The following is a 20,035-nucleotide window of genomic DNA, read 5'->3' as shown; positions in this document are numbered from 1 at the left end:
CGGGTAAGTCGTTGCTGTAAGGGGGTGTTGTGGATATTCCAATTTTGATGAGTGCCGTGCTGGCATTAGCTGCAGGGCTGCTGGTGGGTTGGCTGGCGACAAAAGCGCACGCCGACAGGATCCGTGCCGATCTCATCGAAGAACGACGAGAACTGGATATCGCGCTAAGCGCCGCCCGGCAACAACTCTCACAGGAAGCCCACTGGCGTGATGAGTGCGAACTGCTGAATAACGAACTCCGCAGCCTGCACAGTATCAATACCTCACTGGAGGCCGATCTCCGTGAAGTCACTACCCGGCTGGAAGCGACGCAGCAGCATGCGGAAGATAAAATTCGTCAGATGATCAACAGCGAACAGCGCCTGAGCGAACAGTTTGAGAATCTGGCGAACCGTATTTTCGAGCACAGCAATCGCCGCGTAGATGAGCAAAATCGCCAAAGCCTGAACAGCCTGCTGGCACCGCTTCGCGAACAACTGGACGGTTTTCGCCGCCAGGTTCAGGACAGCTTCGGTAAAGAGGCACAGGAACGTCATACTCTGGCGCACGAAATTCGTAATCTCCAGCAACTGAACGCGCAGATGGCACAGGAAGCGGTAAACCTGACGCGGGCATTAAAAGGCGATAACAAAACGCAGGGAAACTGGGGAGAGGTCGTACTCACGCGGGTGCTTGAGGCTTCCGGTCTGCGCGAAGGCTATGAATACGAAACCCAGGTTAGCATCGAGAATGATGTGCGCTCGCGGATGCAACCGGACGTTATTGTCCGATTACCACAGGGCAAAGATGTGGTGATCGACGCGAAAATGACGCTGGTTGCCTATGAACGCTATTTTAACGCTGAAGATGAATTCACCCGTGAGAGTGCGTTGCAGGAGCATATCGCCTCCGTGCGAAACCATATTCGTCTGCTGGGGCGCAAAGATTATCAACAGCTTCCGGGGCTGCGTACGCTTGACTATGTGCTGATGTTTATCCCCGTTGAGCCTGCTTTTTTACTGGCGCTCGACAGGCAGCCCGAACTGATTACCGAAGCGCTTAGAAATAACATTATGCTGGTCAGTCCCACTACGCTGTTGGTGGCATTGCGTACGATTGCCAATCTGTGGCGCTACGAGCATCAGAGTCGTAATGCGCAACAAATTGCCGATCGGGCCAGTAAACTTTATGACAAGATGCGATTGTTTGTGGATGATATGTCGGCAATCGGCCAAAGCCTGGATAAAGCCCAGGATAATTACCGACAGGCGATGAAAAAACTCTCTTCCGGTCGTGGAAACGTCCTGTCGCAGGCAGAAGCGTTTCGCAGTTTAGGGGTGGAAATTAAGCGCGAGATTAATCCTGAGCTGGCTGAACAAGCCACTACCCAGGATGAAGAGTACCGTTTGCGCTCGGTCCCTGAGACGCAACAAGATGCGTCTTACCCCGATGGTGAAGCGGTAAATCAGCAATCAAACTAGTCCATTTGGGGTAGTTGAACCCGGCAGAAGGGTAGGGCAAATTGGCCCAATCTGTTACACTTCTCGAACATTTTTTGAATGAGCAGGCACTGAGATGGTGGATAATTCACAAGAAACGACGCACTTTGGCTTTCAGACCGTCGCTAAAGAGCAGAAAGCTGACATGGTGGCCCACGTTTTTCATTCTGTGGCCTCTAAATATGACGTTATGAATGACTTAATGTCATTCGGCATTCATCGTTTGTGGAAGCGCTTCACCATTGACTGCAGTGGCGTGCGTCGCGGGCAAACTGTTCTCGATTTAGCAGGCGGTACCGGCGATCTGACGGCGAAATTCTCTCGCATGGTAGGCGAAACCGGCAAAGTTGTGCTGGCGGATATCAATGACTCAATGCTCAAAATGGGTCGCGAAAAGCTGCGCAATATTGGTGTGGTGGGTAATGTTGAATACGTTCAGGCGAATGCGGAAGCACTACCTTTCCCTGACAACACGTTTGACTGCATCACCATCTCTTTCGGTCTGCGCAACGTTACGGATAAAGACAAAGCATTACGCTCTATGTATCGCGTGTTGAAGCCGGGCGGACGTCTACTGGTGCTGGAATTCTCCAAGCCGATTATCGAACCGCTGAGCAAAGCCTACGACGCATACTCTTTCCACGTTCTGCCGCGCATTGGCTCCATGGTAGCAAGCGATGCAGACAGTTATCGCTATCTGGCGGAATCCATCCGCATGCATCCCGATCAGGACACCTTAAAAGCAATGATGCAAGATGCCGGGTTCGAAAGCGTTGATTACTACAACCTGACAGCAGGTGTCGTTGCGCTGCATCGTGGTTACAAGTTCTGACAGGAGATTGGGGATGCCTTTAAAACCCTTAGTGACCGCAGGCGTTGAAAATCTGCTCAACACCTTTCTGTACCGTTCTCCTGCGCTGAAATCGGCCCGAACGCGTTTGCAGAGTAAGGTGCTGCGTTTTGACCTGAAAGGATTTTCGACGTCGTTAGTCCTGGTATTCAGTGAGCGCCAGGTCGATGTGCTGGGGGCATGGGAAGGCGAAGCCGATTGCACCGTGATTACACATGCCAGCGTGTTACCGAAACTACGCGATCGGCAGCAGCTCACCACGCTTATTCGCAGCGGTGAGCTGGAGGTCCAGGGCGATATTCAGGTCGTGCAGAACTTTGTGGCTCTGGCTGACCTGGCGGAATTCGACCCTGCAGAGCTATTAGCTCCTTATACCGGTGATATCGTCGCGGAAGGTGTTAGCAAAGTCCTGCGCGGTGGCGCGAAGTTCCTGCGTCATGGCATTCAACGTCAGCAACGTTATGTTGCTGAAGCGATCACCGAAGAGTGGCGTATGGCCCCTGGCCTGCTTGAAGTTGCATGGTTTGCGGAAGAAACGGCAGCGGTTGAGCGCGCGGTCGAATCTCTGGCCAGACGGCTGGAAAAACTGGAGGCCAAATGACGCCAGGAGAAGTACGGCGCCTTTATTTCATCATTCGCACTTTTTTAAGCTACGGTCTTGATGAACTCATCCCTAAAATGCGTATTACGCTGCCGCTCCGTCTGTGGCGTTACACATTGTTTTGGATGCCAAACCGACATAAAGATAAGCCGCTGGGTGAAAGGCTGAGACTGGCTTTGCAGGAATTGGGGCCGGTATGGATCAAATTTGGTCAAATGCTCTCCACCCGTCGAGATCTGTTTCCGCCGCACATCGCCGATCAGTTGGCCCTGTTGCAGGATCGGGTTGCTCCATTCGATGGACAACGGGCAAAAGAACAAATTGAAGAAGCAATGGGTGGGCTACCTGTTGAAGCGTGGTTTGATGATTTTGAGATAACACCACTGGCATCTGCGTCTATTGCTCAGGTTCATACCGCGCGACTGAAGTCGAATGGCAAAGAGGTGGTGATCAAAGTTATTCGCCCGGACATACTGCCGGTCATCAAAGCGGATTTAAAACTGATCTACCGCCTGGCTCGTTGGGTTCCTCGTCTGCTGCCAGATGGGCGTCGCCTGCGACCAACAGAAGTCGTCCGTGAATATGAAAAAACGTTGATTGATGAGCTAAATCTGCTGCGCGAATCGGCGAACGCCATTCAGCTACGACGTAATTTTGAAGATAGCCCGATGCTGTACATCCCGGAAGTGTATTCCGACTATTGCAGTCAGAACATGATGGTGATGGAGCGCATTTACGGTATCCCGGTTTCAGATGTCACCACGCTTGAGAAGAACGGCACCAATATGAAACTGTTGGCCGAGCGTGGTGTTCAGGTCTTCTTTACTCAGGTATTCCGCGACAGCTTTTTCCATGCAGATATGCACCCTGGGAACATTTTTGTCAGTTATGAGCACCCTGAAAACCCGAAATACATCGGTATTGATTGTGGGATTGTGGGCTCTTTAAACAAAGAAGATAAGCGCTATCTGGCTGAAAACTTTATTGCGTTTTTTAATCGCGACTACCGCAAAGTTGCTGAACTGCACGTGGATTCTGGATGGGTTCCACCGGATACCAACGTTGAAGAGTTCGAATTCGCCATTCGTACCGTGTGTGAGCCGATCTTCGAAAAGCCGCTAGCAGAGATCTCCTTTGGTCACGTGCTGTTGAATCTGTTCAATACGGCACGTCGATTTAATATGGAAGTCCAGCCTCAACTGGTGCTGTTACAGAAGACGCTGTTGTACGTTGAGGGTGTTGGCCGACAGCTCTATCCTCAGTTGGATCTGTGGAAAACGGCCAAACCTTTCCTTGAATCCTGGATTAAAGATCAGGTCGGTATTCCGGCGCTTGTCAGGGCATTTAAAGAAAAAGCACCGTTCTGGGTCGAAAAAATGCCAGAAATACCTGAACTGGTGTATGACAGTTTGCGCCAGGGCAAATATTTACAGCACAGTGTTGATAAGATTGCGCGCGAGCTTCATGCGAATCACGTACGTCAGGGACAATCCCGTTATTTATTGGGTATTGGCGCAACGTTGCTGTTAAGTGGGACATTCCTGCTGGTAAGCCGCCCTGAGTGGGGGCTTATGCCGGGCTGGTTAATCGCGGGTGGTGTTATCGCCTGGCTGATCGGCTGGCGCAAAATGCGCTGATTTTTTCATCGCCCAAGGCAGGTCGTGTAACGTATACTACGGCCTTATTAATTCATCATCTATGACAGAGGAACATGTATGGGTGGTATCAGTATTTGGCAGTTGTTGATCATTGCCGTCATCGTTGTACTGCTATTTGGCACCAAGAAACTCGGCTCCATCGGTTCCGACCTTGGCGCGTCTATTAAAGGCTTCAAGAAAGCGATGGGTGATGATGAACCTAAGCAGGATAAAACCAGCCAGGACGCTGATTTTACCGCTAAATCCATCACCGATAAGCAGGGTGAAGTGAAGAAAGAAGACGCCAAAAGCCAAGATAAAGAGCAGGTATAATCCGTGTTTGATATCGGTTTTAGCGAACTGTTATTGGTGTTCGTTATCGGCCTCATCGTACTGGGGCCACAACGATTGCCAGTGGCAGTAAAAACGGTCGCGGGCTGGGTCCGTGCGCTGCGCTCTCTTGCAACTACTGTGCAGAATGAACTGACCCAGGAGCTTAAGCTTCAGGAGTTTCAGGACAGCCTGAAGAAAGTAGAGAAAGCGAGCCTGACAAATTTGACGCCGGAGCTGAAAGCATCGATGGATGAGCTGCGTGAAGCGGCTGAGTCGATGAAGCGTTCTTACAGCGTGCACGAGCCTGAGAAAGCGAGCGATGAAGCGCACACTATCCATAACCCTGTAGTGAAAGGAAGTGAAGCGCAGCACGAGGGGGTTACCCCTGCTACTGCTGAAGCACAGGCCAGTTCGCCGGAGCAAAAACCGGAATCCACGGGTGCTGACACGCCGGAGTTGAAGGACACTGTTTCCGTTACGTCGATGGACGCGGAAAAGAAACCTGCTGCACCTGCTGTCGAATCCTCACCCTCGTCGAGTGATAAACCGTAAACATGTCTGTAGAAGATACTCAACCGCTCATCACGCATCTTATTGAGCTGCGTAAGCGACTCCTGAACTGCATTATTGCGGTTATGGTGATCTTTCTGGCGTTGGTTTATTTTGCCAACGACATTTACCATATGGTTGCGGCACCGCTGATTAAGCAAATGCCGCAGGGCGCAACGATGATCGCCACCGATGTGGCTTCACCGTTCTTTACCCCGATAAAGCTAACCTTTATGGTGTCGCTGATCCTGTCGGCACCAGTGATCCTGTACCAGGTATGGGCATTTATTGCGCCTGCTTTGTATAAGCATGAACGTCGCCTTGTCGTCCCGCTGCTGGTCTCAAGTTCGCTGTTGTTCTATATCGGGATGGCATTCGCCTATTTTGTCGTCTTCCCGTTGGCGTTTGGCTTCCTTGCCAACACAGCTCCGCAAGGCGTGCAGGTTTCGACAGACATTGCCAGTTATCTCAGCTTTGTCATGGCGCTGTTTATGGCGTTTGGTGTCTCTTTTGAGGTTCCTGTCGCCATTGTATTGTTGTGCTGGATGGGCATTACGACACCTGAGGACTTACGTAAGAAACGTCCTTACGTAGTTGTCGGGGCATTTGTCGTGGGGATGTTACTGACTCCACCAGATGTCTTCTCGCAAACGCTGTTGGCGATACCGATGTACTGCCTGTTCGAGGTGGGTGTTTTCTTCTCTCGTTTTTATGTCGGCAAGCGACGTACGCGAGACGAAGACAACGAGGCTGAGAATGCGAAAGAAGCCGAAGCCACCGAGAAAACCGAAGAGTAAATTCAGCCGCCCGTAAGGGCGGTTGTCATATGGGAGGAAGCATGTTTGATATTGGCGTTAATCTAACCAGTTCACAATTTGCGAAAGACAGGGATGAGGTTGTGGCGCGCGCCTTTGCTGCGGGTGTAAACGGCATGCTTCTGACCGGAACAAACCTGCATGAAAGCCAGCAGGCGCTAAAGTTGGCACAGCATTATCCACATTGCTGGTCCACAGCTGGCGTCCACCCGCATGACAGTAGCCAATGGCAATCCTCAACAGAGGCGGAAATTATTGCACTGGCGAACCAGTCCGAAGTGGTCGCCATTGGTGAGTGTGGCCTGGATTTCAATCGTAATTACTCCACTGCGCAGGAACAGGAACGGGCTTTTGAGGCGCAATTGCGTATTGCCGCTGAATTGCAGATGCCTGTTTTCATGCATTGTCGGGATGCCCACGAACGTTTTTTGACGCTGCTGGAACCCTGGCTGGACAGCCTCCCCGGCGCAGTGCTGCACTGTTTCACTGGTTCGCGCCGGGAGATGCAGGATTGCGTGGACAGAGGACTTTATATCGGGATTACCGGATGGGTCTGCGATGAGCGTCGGGGTATGGAACTACGGGAGCTACTGCCGTTTATCCCGGTGGAAAGGCTGCTGATAGAAACAGACGCGCCCTATTTACTCCCACGCGATCTGGCCCCGAAGCCGACTTCCCGACGCAATGAACCTGCACACCTGCCGCATATTCTTGAGCGTATTGCGCACTGGCGCGGGGAAGATCCTCAGTGGCTATCAACGGCGATTGATGCCAACGTCAGAACGTTATTCGAAGTGACCTTCTGAGTCAGTCTGTTTATATTTTTCGAAAGCCGGTGTTTTTCACGCTCTGCTTAACCTCTTTATTCAACAGGTTAAGCAGGAGCATGGAACGTGCTTCGCCGTCGGGTTCGGTGAAAATCGCCTTCAACCCTTCAAATGCCCCTTCAGTGATAATGACGCAGTCTCCAGGATGCGGCGTTTCCGGGTCAACAATTCCTTCGGGCTTGTAGATAGAAAGCTGGTGAATGACGGGAGAGGGGACGGTGGCTGGTGTCGCTCCAAAACGTACAAAATGGCTAACGCCACGTGTCGCATTGATGGTCGTGGTGTGGATCACTTCCGGATCGAACTCGACAAACATGTAATTAGGGAAAAGTGGCTCACTGACTGTGGTACGTTTACCACGCACCATTTTTTCCAGGGTGATCATTGGCGTCAAACAGTTTACTGCTTGTCTTTCCAGGTGTTCCTGGGCACGTTGAAGTTGCCCGCGTTTGCAGTACAGTAAATACCAGGCTTGCATAATAACTCTTATCCGCTTGTTCTGAGCGCAAGCATAGCAAAAGTCATTATACACTTCATCTTTCAAGCCTCATCGGTGTTGGTTGCCAGAGTTCACGCTAATTTAACAAAAATACAGCATCACAATGATGAACGCCGTATAATGAGGCGCTTACACAGAGGCCATAATGGACGCCATGAAATATCACGATTTACGCGACTTCCTGACGCAGCTTGAACAGCAGGGCGAGCTCAAACGCATTACGCTTCCAGTGGATCCCCATCTGGAGATCACTGAAATTGCCGATCGCACCTTGCGTGCCGGTGGGCCTGCGCTGCTGTTTGAGAATCCAAAAGGCTATTCAATGCCGGTGCTGTGCAATCTGTTTGGCACGCCGAAGCGTGTCGCCATGGGGATGGGGCAAGAAGATGTCTCAGCACTACGGGAAGTTGGTAAGCTGTTGGCGTTTTTGAAAGAGCCGGAGCCGCCGAAAGGATTCCGCGATCTGTTTGATAAGCTGCCACAGTTCAAGCAGGTGCTGAACATGCCGACCAAACGGCTACGCGGTGCGCCTTGTCAGCAAAAAATTTCTTCAGGCGATGACGTTGATTTAAACCGCATTCCGATTATGACCTGCTGGCCGGAAGATGCAGCGCCACTGATTACATGGGGACTCACCGTCACGCGTGGTCCGCATAAAGAGCGACAGAATCTGGGTATTTATCGCCAACAGTTGATTGGCAAAAATAAGCTCATTATGCGTTGGCTTTCACATCGTGGCGGCGCGCTGGATTATCAGGAGTGGTGCGCTGCACACCCTGGTGAGCGTTTCCCAGTCTCCGTTGCGTTAGGGGCAGACCCGGCGACCATTCTGGGCGCGGTGACCCCTGTACCTGATACATTATCAGAGTACGCCTTCGCCGGGCTGCTGCGTGGCACCAAGACCGAAGTCGTCAAATGCATCTCCAACGATCTCGAAGTACCCGCCAGCGCTGAAATCGTGCTGGAAGGTTATATCGAGCCGGGTGAACTGGCACCGGAAGGACCGTATGGCGATCATACGGGTTATTACAATGAAGTGGATAGCTTCCCGGTTTTCACCGTCACCCACATTACCCAGCGTGAAGATGCGATTTATCACTCCACCTATACCGGACGTCCACCAGATGAGCCAGCGGTTCTCGGTGTGGCGCTGAATGAGGTCTTTGTTCCTATTCTGCAAAAGCAGTTCCCGGAAATCGTCGACTTTTATCTGCCGCCGGAAGGTTGTTCTTATCGACTGGCCGTGGTGACGATGAAAAAACAGTACGCGGGTCATGCCAAACGCGTCATGATGGGCGTTTGGTCATTTTTGCGTCAGTTTATGTACACCAAATTTGTTATTGTCTGCGATGATGATGTCAACGCACGTGACTGGAACGATGTGATTTGGGCAATTACTACCCGTATGGACCCGGCCCGGGATACGGTACTGGTAGAGAATACGCCGATTGATTACCTGGATTTTGCCTCGCCGGTTTCCGGCCTTGGTTCAAAAATGGGGCTGGATGCCACAAATAAATGGCCGGGTGAAACCCAACGAGAGTGGGGACGCCCGATTAAAAAAGATCCTGAAGTGACTGCGCGTATTGACGCAATTTGGGATGAATTAGCCATCTTTAATGACGGCAAAAGCGCCTGAGGCGCGATCGTTTTGCCTATTGATCCGACAGAGAGAGCGCATGACAACCTTAAGCTGTAAAGTGACCTCGGTAGAAGCTATCACTGACACCGTATATCGCGTACGTTTAGTGCCGGACGCGGCGTTTTCCTTTCGTGCAGGTCAGTATTTAATGGTCGTGATGGACGAACGTGATAAACGCCCGTTCTCCATGGCATCTACGCCGGATGAGCATGGGTTCATTGAGCTGCACGTGGGTGCTTCTGAGCTAAATCTTTATGCCATGGCTGTTATGGACCGAATTCTGAAAGATCGGGAAATTAAGGTCGATATCCCACACGGTGAAGCCTGGCTGAGGGATGATGAGAATCGTCCGCTGATCCTGATTGCCGGAGGTACAGGGTTCTCTTACGTGCGTTCTATTCTGCTTACCGCGCTGGCGCGCAATCCAAACCGCGATATCACTATTTACTGGGGCGGGCGCGAAGAGAAGCATCTCTACGATCTCTCAGAGCTGGAAGCATTGTCGGTGAATCACCCGAACCTGCGCGTTGAGCCGGTGGTAGAGCAGCCTGAAGACGGCTGGCGTGGTCGTACGGGAACCGTATTAACGGCAGTATTACAGGATTACGGCACTCTGGCGGAACATGATATTTATATCGCCGGGCGTTTCGAGATGGCTAAAATCGCGCGCGACCTGTTCTGCAATGAACGTAGTGCGCGTGAAGATCGCCTGTTTGGCGACGCTTTCGCGTTCATTTAAGCGCTGTGCGCCGGATCCCTTCCGGCGCATCCATTACCAACCTTACTTCTTCTAACTGGGTGCAAACCCGGTCTTGTTGTTTCTCTTTTTCAGCACATTTTTTAGTAAACATGTTTTTTCTATCTATTAATCATAAAACTGAGTTTTTGTGACGGGTCTCATTTTGTTTAGTAAACAAAATGGGCAAGCTGTATCGCATCACATTGCGGGACGTCAGCGAGGGAAAACCATGAGGCTCGGACTGGATATCGGCGGGACTAAAATTGAAGCGGTGGTGATTGATAACGCAGGTGAAATTGTTTTCTGCGAGCGAAGTGCGACACCAAAGCAGAGTTACGGTGATTTTTTCCAGGCTGTGACCGAGATGATTGCTAAGGCGAGACAGGCCGTTAATCAGCCTTTATCGGTGGGTATCGGGGTGCCCGGCGCGGTGGATAGCGAAGGTTTGATTAAGAATTCCAATATCCTGGTGCTGAATCAGCAGGCTTTTTCGCAAGATCTTGAGCGTGCATTAGGAATGCCAGTGCCCGTAACTAATGACGCCAACTGCTTCACACTGTCGGAAGCGATGGACGGTAGCGGACGGGGCTATCGTGTCGTATTTGGCGTTATCCTCGGTACCGGATGCGGTGGTGGACTATGCATCGATAACCGTTTGATCTCTGGACCTAACGCCTGTGCAGGAGAGTGGGGACATAATGCATTGCCGCGCTACCACGAATCTCGGGACGGGGCTGAAGTGACATGCTATTGCGGACAGGTGAACTGTATTGAGAGCTTTATTTCCGGCAGCGGCCTGGAGCGTCAGTATATGAATCACACCGCGCAACATGCGGGTGTGCCACAAATTATGCAGCGGGTAGAATCGGGTGATGCAGATGCCTGTTTGTTATGGGAACGCTATTGCGATCAGCTGGCGCGTGCGTTGGCGGGGGTGGTGAATACGCTCGATCCCGATGTTATCGTGCTGGGCGGTGGGGTATCCAATATCACTTTACTGTACTCAGGCTTGCAGGCGCGAGTGGCGCAGTACGTATTTGGTAAACAGTGCCGTACGCCGATCGTTCAGGCCCGACACGGTGACAGCAGCGGCGTACGCGGCGCGGCCTGGCTGGGAGCACAAAAGGCCAGCGTAAATCAATGAGAGTGAAATGACGAAACCTGTACGAATCAGAGATATTGCCGAAGCCTGCGGCGTTTCAGTTGGCGCTGTATCCCGTGCACTAAAAGGGCAGCCAGGGCTACGTGAAGATACCCGGCTGCGCATTATTTCTGTGGCGCAACAGCAGGGTTATGATTTTTCCCGCCTGCGCAGTGACAAGCTCAAGCGAGTCCTGTTTTTGCTGCACCGCCAGCACAATATCAGCCGGGCATTGCCGTTTTACTCGCAGCTGCTGCTGGGTATCGATGATGCCTGCCGGGATCAGGGTATTGCGCTGAGTTTTCTCTCTATAGGCCCAGGTGATGCAGTGAGTGAGCAGGTGATGCTGCACCAGCCGGATGCGCTGATCTGCGCCGGTTTTTTTGAGCCTGAATTACTTGGCTTGCTGCAACAGATGAAATTGCCGTTGGTGCTGGTGGATCTGTGGGCTCCAGGTTTGCCATGCGTCAATCCGGACAATACCCAGGGCGGCTATCTGGCGACAAAACACTTGATCGAACAGGGGCGCAGCCGTATCGCTTTTCTTGCCAGTTCGCTTGCGCACTACAGCATCCGTCAGCGCGAGAAGGGCTACCGTCAGGCATTGTATGAGGCCCGTTTGCTGATGCCGCCAGAATACGACGCCGTTGCGCCACCGCTGCTGGATACCGAGCAATCCCTGGTGGAAGCGGTTAATGAGCTTTTCAGGCTGCCGGAGCCGCCTGATGCCATTTTTGCCTATAACGACGCGGCGGCGATGGTTGTTCAGCGGGTGTGTGCGCAGCAGGATATACGTATCCCGGAAGATCTCGCGCTGGTGGGGTTTGATGATATCGATGCTGCGGCCTGGTCACATCCGCCGCTGACCACTATTGCGGTTGATAAAAAGCAACTGGGGCGTGAAGCGCTGCGTTTATTGCTGGAAGAGAAACTGGAAGAGAATCTGCTGTTGCCGGTGCAATTAGTGGTGCGTGGTAGTTCAGGTAAATAAAAAACCCGCCCCTGACAGGCGGGAAGAACGGCAACTAAACCTTTCCCCGTCATAATTCACTCTGCCTCTTTGTTGGCTGCCTTTGCTCACCCCGGTCACATAGTTATCTATGCTCCCGGGGATTCGCTCAGTTGCCGCCGCGATGCAGCGAGAATTATTTAGGGGAATTTATCTTTGATTAAACTCGCTCAAATACCGTCGCGATGCCCTGACCTAACCCGATACACATCGTTGCCAGACCAAACTGCACGTCTTTGCGTTCCATCAGGTTGAGCAGGGTGGTGCTGATACGCGCCCCGGAGCAACCCAGTGGGTGGCCCAGGGCGATCGCGCCGCCGTTGAGGTTGATCTTCTCGTCGATCTGCTCCATCAGCCCCAGATCTTTAATGCACGGCAGGATCTGGGCGGCAAAGGCTTCGTTCATCTCAAACAAGCCGATGTCGCTGGTGGAGAGTCCCGCTTTTTTCAGCGCCAGTTTTGAGGCCGGAACCGGACCGTAACCCATGATTGACGGGTCGCAGCCAACAACAGCCATCGAACGAATACGGGCACGCGGCGTCAGACCCAGCTCACGGGCGCGACTTTCACTCATGACCAGCATTGCCGCTGCTCCGTCGGAGAGCGCGGAGGAGGTACCGGCAGTGACCGTTCCGCTCACCGGATCGAACGCCGGGCGCAGGGTGGATAGCGCTTCGACAGTGGTTTCCGGACGAATAACCTCATCATAGTTAAACTGTTTCAGCACGCCGTCGGCATCATGACCGCCGGTCGGGATGATTTCGTTTTTAAATGCGCCAGACTGTGTTGCAGCCCAGGCGCGAGCATGTGAACGTGCGGCGAAAGCATCCTGCATTTCACGGCTGATGCCGTGCATACGCGAGAGCATTTCTGCCGTCAGCCCCATCATCCCCGCCGCTTTTGCTACGTTGCGGCTCATGCCTGGATGGAAATCAACGCCGTGGCTCATTGGTACATGGCCCATATGCTCCACGCCACCAATCAGGCACGCCTGAGCATCGCCGGTCATGATCATACGTGCCGCGTCGTGCAGCGCCTGCATCGAGGAACCGCACAGGCGGTTGACGGTGACCGCCGGAACGGAGTGCGGAATTTCTGCCAGCAGCGCGGCGTTACGGGCGATGTTGAAACCCTGCTCCAGCGTTTGCTGCACACAGCCCCAGTAAATGTCATCCAGCGCGGTTGGCTCCAGTGCCGGATTACGCGCCAGCAGGCTACGCATTAAGTGTGCGGAGAGATCTTCTGCCCGTACGTTACGAAACGCGCCCCCTTTTGAACGGCCCATCGGGGTACGGATCGCATCAACAATTACAACCTGTTCCATTGTGACTCCTTAAGCCGTTTTCAGGCTGCCAACCGGGCGGGCAGGCTCAACCTGGGGATAATACGGTTCGTTATGGCGCGCTTTGTCACGCAGACCGGCCGGAACTTCATACAGCGGGCCAAGGTGCTGATACTGTTGAGCCATATCGAGATACTTCGCGCTGCCGAGCGTATCCAGCCAGCGGAACGCGCCGCCGTGGAACGGAGGGAAGCCCAGGCCATACACCAGTGCCATATCGGCTTCTGCCGGGCTGGCGATAATGCCTTCTTCCAGGCACCGTACCACTTCGTTGACCATTGGGATCATCATGCGAGCGATAATCTCTTCATCACTGAATTCGCGTTTCGGCTGGCTGACTTCTGCCAGCAGATCATCAACGGTGGCATCCTCTTCTTTTTTCGGCTTGCCCTTGTTGTCTTCTTTATAACGCCAAAATCCGAGGCCGTTTTTCTGCCCGAAACGGCTGGCATCAAACAGCGCATCAATCGCATCGCGATAATCTTTCTGCATACGCTGTGGGAAGCCCGCGGACATTACCGCCTGTGCGTGATGTGCGGTATCAATACCCACCACGTCCAGCAGATAAGCCGGGCCCATTGGCCAGCCAAACTGTTTTTCCATGACTTTGTCGACTTTGCGGAAATCCGCCCCATCGCGCAGCAGCTGGCTGAAACCGGCAAAATACGGGAACAGCACGCGGTTCACGAAGAAACCGGGGCAATCGTTGACCACAATTGGCGTTTTGCCCATCTGGCTTGCCCACGCGACAACTTTGGCGATGGTTTCATCCGAGCTTTTCTCGCCGCGAATGATCTCAACCAGCGGCATACGGTGCACCGGGTTAAAGAAGTGCATCCCACAGAAGTTTTCCGGGCGCTTGAGCGCGCTGGCCAGCTCATTGATTGGGATGGTAGAGGTATTCGACGCCAGTACCGTATCCGGGCGAACTTTGTCTTCAGTCTCCGCCAGCACCGCTTTTTTCACTTTCGGGTTTTCTACGACCGCTTCAACCACCACATCCACACGCTCAAAACCGCTATAGTCGAGGGTTGGATGAATAGTGGAAATCACGCCCGCCATTTTCAGACCGTCAATTTTGCCGCGCTCAAGCTGTTTGTTCAGTAGCTTGGCCGCTTCGGTCATGCCGAGCGTTAATGATTTGTCGTTGATATCTTTCATCACAACCGGCACGCCTTTCCAGGCTGACTGATACGCGATGCCGCCGCCCATAATACCTGCACCCAGCACTGCCGCTTGCTTTGGCGCATCAATATTTTTGGTGAGTTTTTTGGCTTTGGCTTTCACGAACTGATCGTTCAGGAAGATACCAACCAACGCGCGGGCTTCACTGGTGTGCGCCAGTGGCACAAAGCTCTTATTTTCCAGATTCAGCGCTTCTTCACGGCCAAAACGAGCCGCTGCTTCAATGGTTTTTACCGCGGTAATCGGTGCGGGATAATGCTTACCTGCCGTCTGCGCCACCATGCCTTTGGCGATGGTAAAGCTCATAGCCGCTTCAATTTTGCTGAGTTTCAACGGCTCCAGCTTCGGCTGACGTTTGGCTTTCCAGTCAAGGTCGCCGTTAATCGCCTGACGTAATACCGCAATCGCGCCATCAAGCAGTTTGTCTTGCTTCACCACGCCATCGACCAGACCGATTTTTAGCGCCTGCTCAGCGCCAACGTCTTTACCTGCCGCAATAATTTCCAGCGCGCTGTCCGCACCCAGCATACGTGGCATACGCACGGAGCCGCCAAAGCCCGGCATAATGCCCAGTTTGGTTTCCGGCAGACCGATGCGCAGGTCTGGTGTTGCCAGACGATAATCGGTTGCCAGGACACACTCGCAGCCACCGCCCAGCGCGTAACCGTTTACCGCAGAGAGGGTCGGAACAGGCAGATCTTCGAGGCGGTTAAAGACGCTGTTGGCAAAATGCAGCCACTGGCTTAACTGTTCTTCAGGCACGAGGAACAGTGAAAGGAATTCGGTGATATCGGCACCAACAATAAAGGCTGCTTTGTTAGAACGCAGCAGCAGCCCTTTTAAATTCGGTTGTTTTTCCAGCACATCAAGCGCATGGCCCAGGCTGGCAACGGTGGCCGTGTCGAGTTTATTGACCGAACCAGGGGCATCGAACACCAGTTCGGCGATGCCATCTTCCAGCCAGTCGAGGTACAGGGTGTCGCCTTTGTAAAGCATGTCAGTCTCCTGAATCCGCAAGGTGATCTGGTCATACCAGATGAATCGAAGTGTGTATTTTGTGTTAATAAAATGCAAATGAATGATTAAAGAAATGACGATTTGATCACGCTCGGCAGAAATCACGCACTCACAAAGCGATGTGCTAAGATGCGGAGACTTGAGGTCAAAAAAACAGAAGGATAGAAAATGGAATCACTGGCCGCACTCTATAAAAATCATATCGTTACCTTACAAGAACGGACGCGCGATGCGCTGGAGCGCTTCAAGCTGGATGCGTTACTTATTCACTCAGGTGAGCTGATTAACGTCTTTCTCGACGATCATCCATATCCGTTTAAGGTTAATCCGCAGTTCAAAGCCTGGGTGCCTGTAACGCAGGTTCCTAACTGCTGGTTGCTGGTGGATGGCGTGAACAAGCCGAAACTGTGGTTCTACCTGCCGGTCGATTACTGGCACAACGTTGAGCCGCTGCCGACCTCCTTCTGGACGGAAGAAATTGAGATCATCGCGCTGCCAAAAGCGGATGGTATTGGTAGTCAACTGCCTGCGGCTCGCGGCAATATCGGTTACATTGGTCCGGTTCCGGAACGCGCACTGCAGCTGGATATCGCGGCCAGCAACATCAACCCGAAAGGGGTGATCGACTACCTGCACTATTACCGCGCCTATAAAACAGATTACGAACTGGCCTGTATGCGCGAAGCGCAGAAAATGGCGGTGAATGGACACCGTGCCGCGGAAGAAGCGTTCCGTTCCGGAATGAGCGAGTTTGACATCAACCTCGCTTACCTGACGGCTACCGGTCATCGTGACACCGACGTGCCGTACAGCAATATCGTTGCACTTAACGAGCATGCTTCGGTTCTGCATTACACCAAGCTGGATCATCAGGCTCCGTCTGAAATCCGCAGCTTCCTGCTGGACGCGGGTGCGGAATATAACGGCTATGCGGCAGACCTGACGCGTACCTGGTCGGCGAAAAGCGACAGCGACTATGCGCATCTGGTGAAAGATGTGAATGACGAGCAACTGGCGCTGATTGCCACGATGAAAGCAGGCACCAGCTATGTGGATTACCACATTCAGTTCCATCAGCGCATCGCGAAACTGCTGCGTAAGCATCAAATCATCACCGATATGAGTGAAGAGGCGATGGTAGAAAACGATCTTACCGGGCCGTTTATGCCGCACGGCATTGGTCACCCGCTGGGTCTGCAGGTGCATGATGTTGCTGGCTTTATGCAGGATGATACGGGCACACACCTTGCCGCGCCGTCGAAGTATCCTTATCTGCGTTGCACCCGCGTTTTGCAACCGGGCATGGTTCTGACCATCGAACCGGGCATCTACTTTATTGAATCGCTGTTGGCACCGTGGCGTGAAGGGCAATTCAGCAAACACTTCAATTGGCAAAAAATCGAAGCCCTGAAGCCGTTCGGCGGGATTCGTATTGAAGACAACGTGGTGGTCCACGAGAGCAATATTGAAAACATGACGCGGGATTTGAAACTGGCGTAATGGACAGTTGGTTAATCCCTGCGGCGCCGGTTAGCGTCGTTGAAGAGATCAAAAAAAGCCGCTTCATTACGTTGCTCGCCCATACGGACGGTGTAGAAGCGGCGAAAGCGTTTGTTGAGTCAGTCAGAGCGGAACACCCGGATGCACGTCATCATTGTGTGGCGTGGGTGGCGGGTGCGCCCAATGACTCGCAACAGCTGGGATTTTCAGACGATGGCGAACCGGCGGGTACCGCAGGCAAACCGATGCTCGCTCAACTGATGGGGAGCGGCGTTGGTGAGATTACTGCGGTGGTGGTGCGCTACTACGGCGGTATCCTTCTCGGTACGGGGGGGTTGGTAAAAGCCTACGGTGGTGGTGTGAATCAGGCGCTGCGCCAGTTAACGACACAGCGCAAGACGCCATTAACCGAATATACTTTGCAGTGTGAGTACGGCCAACTGGCAGGCATTGAAACACTGTTGGGGCAGTTTGACGGTAAAATCGTTTTCAGTGATTACCAGGCATTCGTTCTGCTTCGGGTAGCACTTCCTTATGCGAAAGTGGATGAATTTTCAGCAAAGCTGGCGGATTTTAGTCGTGGTTCATTGCAATTGTTATCGATTGCAGAATAATCCCCACCTCATTTTAAAGAACTAAGGAAGCGGCAGAGATGCATTTTCGCGCCATCACCCGAATCGTTGGACTACTGGTCATCTTATTTTCGGGAACGATGATCATCCCCGGACTGGTAGCACTTATCTACCGTGATGGTGCGGGTCGTGCATTTACCCAAACTTTCTTCGTTGCTCTGGCTATCGGCTCCATGCTGTGGTGGCCAAACCGTAAAGAGAAGGGCGAACTGAAATCCCGTGAAGGGTTTCTGATTGTCGTCTTATTCTGGACCGTGCTGGGGAGCGTGGGTGCGTTGCCGTTCATTTTTGCGGAAAGTCCTAACCTCACAATAACCGACGCTTTTTTTGAATCCTTTTCCGGATTAACCACCACAGGTGCGACGACGCTGGTGGGGCTGGATTCACTGCCGCATGCCATTCTCTTTTATCGCCAGATGCTGCAATGGTTCGGCGGGATGGGGATCATCGTGCTGGCGGTGGCTATCCTGCCTATTCTTGGCGTGGGTGGCATGCAGCTCTATCGTGCAGAAATGCCGGGGCCGCTGAAAGATAACAAAATGCGCCCACGTATTGCCGAAACGGCGAAAACCTTGTGGCTCATCTATGTGCTATTGACGGTTGCGTGTGCGCTGGCGCTGTGGTTTGCCGGCATGCCTGCCTTTGACGCCATTGGGCACAGCTTCGCCACCATTGCTATCGGCGGCTTTTCCACACACGATGCCAGTGTGGGGTATTTCGACAGCCCCACGATTAACACGATTATTGCTATCTTCCTGCTGATCTCCGGTTGTAACTACGGCCTGCACTTCTCTTTATTAAGCGGGCGTAGTCTGAAGGTCTACTGGCGCGATCCGGAATTCCGCATGTTTATCGGGGTGCAGCTAACGCTGGTGGCCGTCTGTACGCTGGTGTTGTGGATACATAATACCTATGGGTCGGCGCTCACGACGATCAACCAGGCATTTTTCCAGGTGGTATCGATGGCGACGACCGCCGGATTTACTACGGACAGTATTGCTCGCTGGCCGTTGTTCCTGCCGGTGCTGCTACTGTGTTCTGCGTTTATTGGTGGCTGTGCCGGGTCAACGGGCGGTGGCTTGAAGGTGATTCGTATCTTGTTACTGTTCAAACAGGGTAACCGCGAACTGAAGCGACTGGTTCACCCCAATGCGGTCTATAGCATTAAGTTGGGAAACCGAGCGTTGCCGGAACGAATCCTTGAAGCGGTATGGGGCTTCTTTTCTGCCTATGCGCTGGTCTTTATTATCAGTATGCTGGCAATTATTGCGACCGGTGTGGATGACTTCTCTGCGTTTGCCTCAGTTGTGGCGACGCTGAATAACCTCGGGCCTGGGCTGGGGGTTGTTGCCGACAATTTTGCCAGCATGAACCCGGTGGCGAAATGGATCCTGATTGCCAACATGCTGTTTGGTCGTCTGGAGGTCTTTACTCTGCTGGTGCTCTTTACCCCTACTTTCTGGCGTGAATAATGGAGTAACACGTGAAAACACTGATTCTTTTTTCTTCCCGGGACGGACAAACGCGCGAAATCGCTGAGTATCTGGCTTCTGAACTTAAAGAACTGGGTATCTGGGCAGATGTCATGAATTTGCATCGTACCGAAGAGCCTGAGTGGAAAAATTATGACAGTGTGGTGATTGGCGCATCAATTCGCTATGGCCATTACCATTCTGCATTTCAGGAATTTGTGAAAAAGCATGCCACGCAGCTGAATACGATGCCGAGTGCGTTTTACTCTGTAAACCTGGTTGCCCGTAAACCGGAGAAACGCACACCGCAAACTAATAGCTATGCGCGTAAGTTTCTGATGAGTTCACCGTGGCGACCAGACCACAGTGCAGTCATTGCGGGTGCTTTGTTGTATCCCCGCTATCGCTGGTATGACCGCGTCATGATCCAACTGATTATGAAGATGTCAGGTGGTGAAACGGATACGAAGAAAGAAGTGATCTATACCGACTGGGAACAGGTGGCGGGATTTGCCCGGGAAATTGCCCAATTAACCAACAAAACGTTGTTAAAATAAACGCAAAGAATAAAAAACACGCACTTGGAAAATTATTTTAAATTTCCCCTTGTCAGCCTGAAATAACTCCCTATAATGCGCCTCCACTGACACGGAACAACGGCACACAAGCCGCCGGGTCAGCGGGGTTCCACTGAGAACTCCGGCGAAGAAGGCGAAATTAAATGCTTGACTTCGTGGCGGGATGGCGTAATATGCACACCCCGCGCC

20 protein-coding genes are annotated in these 20,035 nt (G+C 52.6%); 16 read left to right on the top strand and 4 right to left on the bottom strand.

All coding sequences use genetic code 11. From position 1 onward, the window contains the following. Positions 1-47 precede the first annotated feature (47 nt). From rmuC to tatD, 8 genes are all read left to right on the top strand, one after another. Entirely contained in the window at positions 48-1,460 is a 1,413-nt protein-coding gene (rmuC, locus tag FDX24_RS19650) for a DNA recombination protein RmuC (protein WP_371414775.1), read from the top strand. 94 nt (positions 1,461-1,554) lie between these two features. Beyond that, on the top strand, positions 1,555-2,310 hold the full coding sequence (gene ubiE, locus FDX24_RS19645; protein ID WP_003017897.1) for a bifunctional demethylmenaquinone methyltransferase/2-methoxy-6-polyprenyl-1,4-benzoquinol methylase UbiE: 756 nt from the start codon (positions 1,555-1,557) through the stop codon (positions 2,308-2,310). Positions 2,311-2,323: 13 nt separating this feature from the next. Continuing rightward, on the top strand, positions 2,324-2,929 hold the full coding sequence (ubiJ, locus tag FDX24_RS19640; protein WP_061066929.1) for a ubiquinone biosynthesis protein UbiJ: 606 nt from the start codon (positions 2,324-2,326) through the stop codon (positions 2,927-2,929). Further along, positions 2,926-4,566: a ubiquinone biosynthesis regulatory protein kinase UbiB gene (gene ubiB, locus FDX24_RS19635; protein ID WP_116361205.1), complete on the top strand. Its 1,641-nt coding sequence runs from the start codon at positions 2,926-2,928 to the stop codon at positions 4,564-4,566. The genes ubiJ and ubiB overlap by 4 nt, the downstream gene beginning before the upstream one ends. A gap of 78 nt (positions 4,567-4,644) precedes the next feature. Continuing rightward, on the top strand, positions 4,645-4,899 hold the full coding sequence (gene tatA / locus FDX24_RS19630) for a Sec-independent protein translocase subunit TatA (RefSeq protein ID WP_003017888.1): 255 nt from the start codon (positions 4,645-4,647) through the stop codon (positions 4,897-4,899). Positions 4,900-4,902: 3 nt separating this feature from the next. Beyond that, the gene (tatB, locus tag FDX24_RS19625; protein WP_137364792.1) at positions 4,903-5,451 is read left to right on the top strand and encodes a Sec-independent protein translocase protein TatB; all 549 of its coding nucleotides are present in this window, start codon (positions 4,903-4,905) and stop codon (positions 5,449-5,451) included. A gap of 2 nt (positions 5,452-5,453) precedes the next feature. Then, positions 5,454-6,245 carry a Sec-independent protein translocase subunit TatC gene (gene tatC, locus FDX24_RS19620; RefSeq protein ID WP_048214092.1) on the top strand — a complete coding sequence of 264 codons (792 nt, stop codon included), beginning with the start codon at positions 5,454-5,456 and terminating at the stop codon, positions 6,243-6,245. A 41-nt stretch (positions 6,246-6,286) separates the two neighbouring features. Beyond that, positions 6,287-7,069 carry a 3'-5' ssDNA/RNA exonuclease TatD gene (gene tatD / locus FDX24_RS19615; RefSeq protein WP_048214093.1) on the top strand — a complete coding sequence of 261 codons (783 nt, stop codon included), beginning with the start codon at positions 6,287-6,289 and terminating at the stop codon, positions 7,067-7,069. A gap of 10 nt (positions 7,070-7,079) precedes the next feature. On the opposite strand, the gene rfaH is transcribed toward tatD, so the two are convergent. Then, positions 7,080-7,568 carry a transcription/translation regulatory transformer protein RfaH gene (rfaH, locus tag FDX24_RS19610; protein ID WP_005133248.1) on the bottom strand — a complete coding sequence of 163 codons (489 nt, stop codon included), beginning with the start codon at positions 7,566-7,568 and terminating at the stop codon, positions 7,080-7,082. Between the two features lie 166 nt (positions 7,569-7,734). On the opposite strand from rfaH, the gene ubiD reads away from it, so the two are divergent. The 4 genes from ubiD (at position 7,735) to FDX24_RS19590 (ending at position 12,102) form a co-directional block, all read left to right on the top strand. After that, positions 7,735-9,228 (top strand): 4-hydroxy-3-polyprenylbenzoate decarboxylase, encoded by a 1,494-nt coding sequence (gene ubiD, locus FDX24_RS19605; RefSeq protein ID WP_040230095.1) that lies wholly within the window; start codon positions 7,735-7,737, stop codon positions 9,226-9,228. 40 nt (positions 9,229-9,268) lie between these two features. Beyond that, positions 9,269-9,970 (top strand): NAD(P)H-flavin reductase, encoded by a 702-nt coding sequence (fre, locus tag FDX24_RS19600; RefSeq protein WP_048214095.1) that lies wholly within the window; start codon positions 9,269-9,271, stop codon positions 9,968-9,970. 229 nt (positions 9,971-10,199) lie between these two features. Next, a complete protein-coding gene (locus FDX24_RS19595; protein WP_137364791.1) occupies positions 10,200-11,114 on the top strand; it encodes an ROK family protein in 915 nt (304 codons plus the stop codon). Between the two features lie 7 nt (positions 11,115-11,121). After that, positions 11,122-12,102, top strand: a complete 981-nt coding sequence (locus tag FDX24_RS19590; protein ID WP_115644192.1) for a LacI family DNA-binding transcriptional regulator — start codon at positions 11,122-11,124, stop codon at positions 12,100-12,102. A 178-nt stretch (positions 12,103-12,280) separates the two neighbouring features. On the opposite strand, the gene fadA is transcribed toward FDX24_RS19590, so the two are convergent. After that, positions 12,281-13,444: an acetyl-CoA C-acyltransferase FadA gene (gene fadA, locus FDX24_RS19585; protein WP_061066935.1), complete on the bottom strand. Its 1,164-nt coding sequence runs from the start codon at positions 13,442-13,444 to the stop codon at positions 12,281-12,283. 9 nt (positions 13,445-13,453) lie between these two features. Next, complete coding sequence (fadB, locus tag FDX24_RS19580) at positions 13,454-15,643, bottom strand: fatty acid oxidation complex subunit alpha FadB (protein WP_137364790.1); 2,190 nt, start codon at positions 15,641-15,643, stop codon at positions 13,454-13,456. 189 nt (positions 15,644-15,832) lie between these two features. On the opposite strand from fadB, the gene pepQ reads away from it, so the two are divergent. Genes pepQ through hemG form a run of 4 tightly spaced genes read left to right on the top strand, consistent with a single transcriptional unit; the run spans position 15,833 to position 19,825 of the window. Continuing rightward, entirely contained in the window at positions 15,833-17,164 is a 1,332-nt protein-coding gene (gene pepQ / locus FDX24_RS19575) for a Xaa-Pro dipeptidase (RefSeq protein ID WP_115601225.1), read from the top strand. Next, on the top strand, positions 17,164-17,778 hold the full coding sequence (locus FDX24_RS19570; protein ID WP_048214101.1) for an IMPACT family protein: 615 nt from the start codon (positions 17,164-17,166) through the stop codon (positions 17,776-17,778). The genes pepQ and FDX24_RS19570 overlap by 1 nt, the downstream gene beginning before the upstream one ends. Before the next feature lie 38 nt (positions 17,779-17,816). Further along, positions 17,817-19,268, top strand: a complete 1,452-nt coding sequence (gene trkH, locus FDX24_RS19565) for a Trk system potassium transporter TrkH (protein ID WP_003017848.1) — start codon at positions 17,817-17,819, stop codon at positions 19,266-19,268. A gap of 11 nt (positions 19,269-19,279) precedes the next feature. Further along, positions 19,280-19,825: a menaquinone-dependent protoporphyrinogen IX dehydrogenase gene (hemG, locus tag FDX24_RS19560; RefSeq protein ID WP_137364789.1), complete on the top strand. Its 546-nt coding sequence runs from the start codon at positions 19,280-19,282 to the stop codon at positions 19,823-19,825. Here the strand turns inward: hemG and FDX24_RS23545 are convergent. Next, positions 19,817-20,035 (bottom strand): hypothetical protein (locus tag FDX24_RS23545; RefSeq protein WP_212732654.1); only part of this gene is annotated, 219 nt, incomplete at its 5' end. The genes hemG and FDX24_RS23545 overlap by 9 nt on opposite strands.

The organism is Citrobacter sp. wls716 (genome assembly GCF_005280975.1).
GTDB lineage: Bacteria > Pseudomonadota > Gammaproteobacteria > Enterobacterales > Enterobacteriaceae > Citrobacter > Citrobacter youngae.
This window is presented reverse-complemented; position numbering and strand designations above follow the sequence as displayed.

Coding starts and splice junctions, on each gene's coding strand:
- rmuC (WP_371414775.1), top strand. CDS start 48: ATGAGTGCCGTGCTGGCATTAGCTGCAGGGCTGCTGGTGGGTTGGCTG.
- ubiE (WP_003017897.1), top strand. CDS start 1,555: ATGGTGGATAATTCACAAGAAACGACGCACTTTGGCTTTCAGACCGTC.
- ubiJ (WP_061066929.1), top strand. CDS start 2,324: ATGCCTTTAAAACCCTTAGTGACCGCAGGCGTTGAAAATCTGCTCAAC.
- ubiB (WP_116361205.1), top strand. CDS start 2,926: ATGACGCCAGGAGAAGTACGGCGCCTTTATTTCATCATTCGCACTTTT.
- tatA (WP_003017888.1), top strand. CDS start 4,645: ATGGGTGGTATCAGTATTTGGCAGTTGTTGATCATTGCCGTCATCGTT.
- tatC (WP_048214092.1), top strand. CDS start 5,454: ATGTCTGTAGAAGATACTCAACCGCTCATCACGCATCTTATTGAGCTG.
- tatD (WP_048214093.1), top strand. CDS start 6,287: ATGTTTGATATTGGCGTTAATCTAACCAGTTCACAATTTGCGAAAGAC.
- rfaH (WP_005133248.1), bottom strand. CDS start 7,568: ATGCAAGCCTGGTATTTACTGTACTGCAAACGCGGGCAACTTCAACGT.
- ubiD (WP_040230095.1), top strand. CDS start 7,735: ATGGACGCCATGAAATATCACGATTTACGCGACTTCCTGACGCAGCTT.
- fre (WP_048214095.1), top strand. CDS start 9,269: ATGACAACCTTAAGCTGTAAAGTGACCTCGGTAGAAGCTATCACTGAC.
- FDX24_RS19595 (WP_137364791.1), top strand. CDS start 10,200: ATGAGGCTCGGACTGGATATCGGCGGGACTAAAATTGAAGCGGTGGTG.
- FDX24_RS19590 (WP_115644192.1), top strand. CDS start 11,122: ATGACGAAACCTGTACGAATCAGAGATATTGCCGAAGCCTGCGGCGTT.
- fadA (WP_061066935.1), bottom strand. CDS start 13,444: ATGGAACAGGTTGTAATTGTTGATGCGATCCGTACCCCGATGGGCCGT.
- fadB (WP_137364790.1), bottom strand. CDS start 15,643: ATGCTTTACAAAGGCGACACCCTGTACCTCGACTGGCTGGAAGATGGC.
- pepQ (WP_115601225.1), top strand. CDS start 15,833: ATGGAATCACTGGCCGCACTCTATAAAAATCATATCGTTACCTTACAA.
- FDX24_RS19570 (WP_048214101.1), top strand. CDS start 17,164: ATGGACAGTTGGTTAATCCCTGCGGCGCCGGTTAGCGTCGTTGAAGAG.
- trkH (WP_003017848.1), top strand. CDS start 17,817: ATGCATTTTCGCGCCATCACCCGAATCGTTGGACTACTGGTCATCTTA.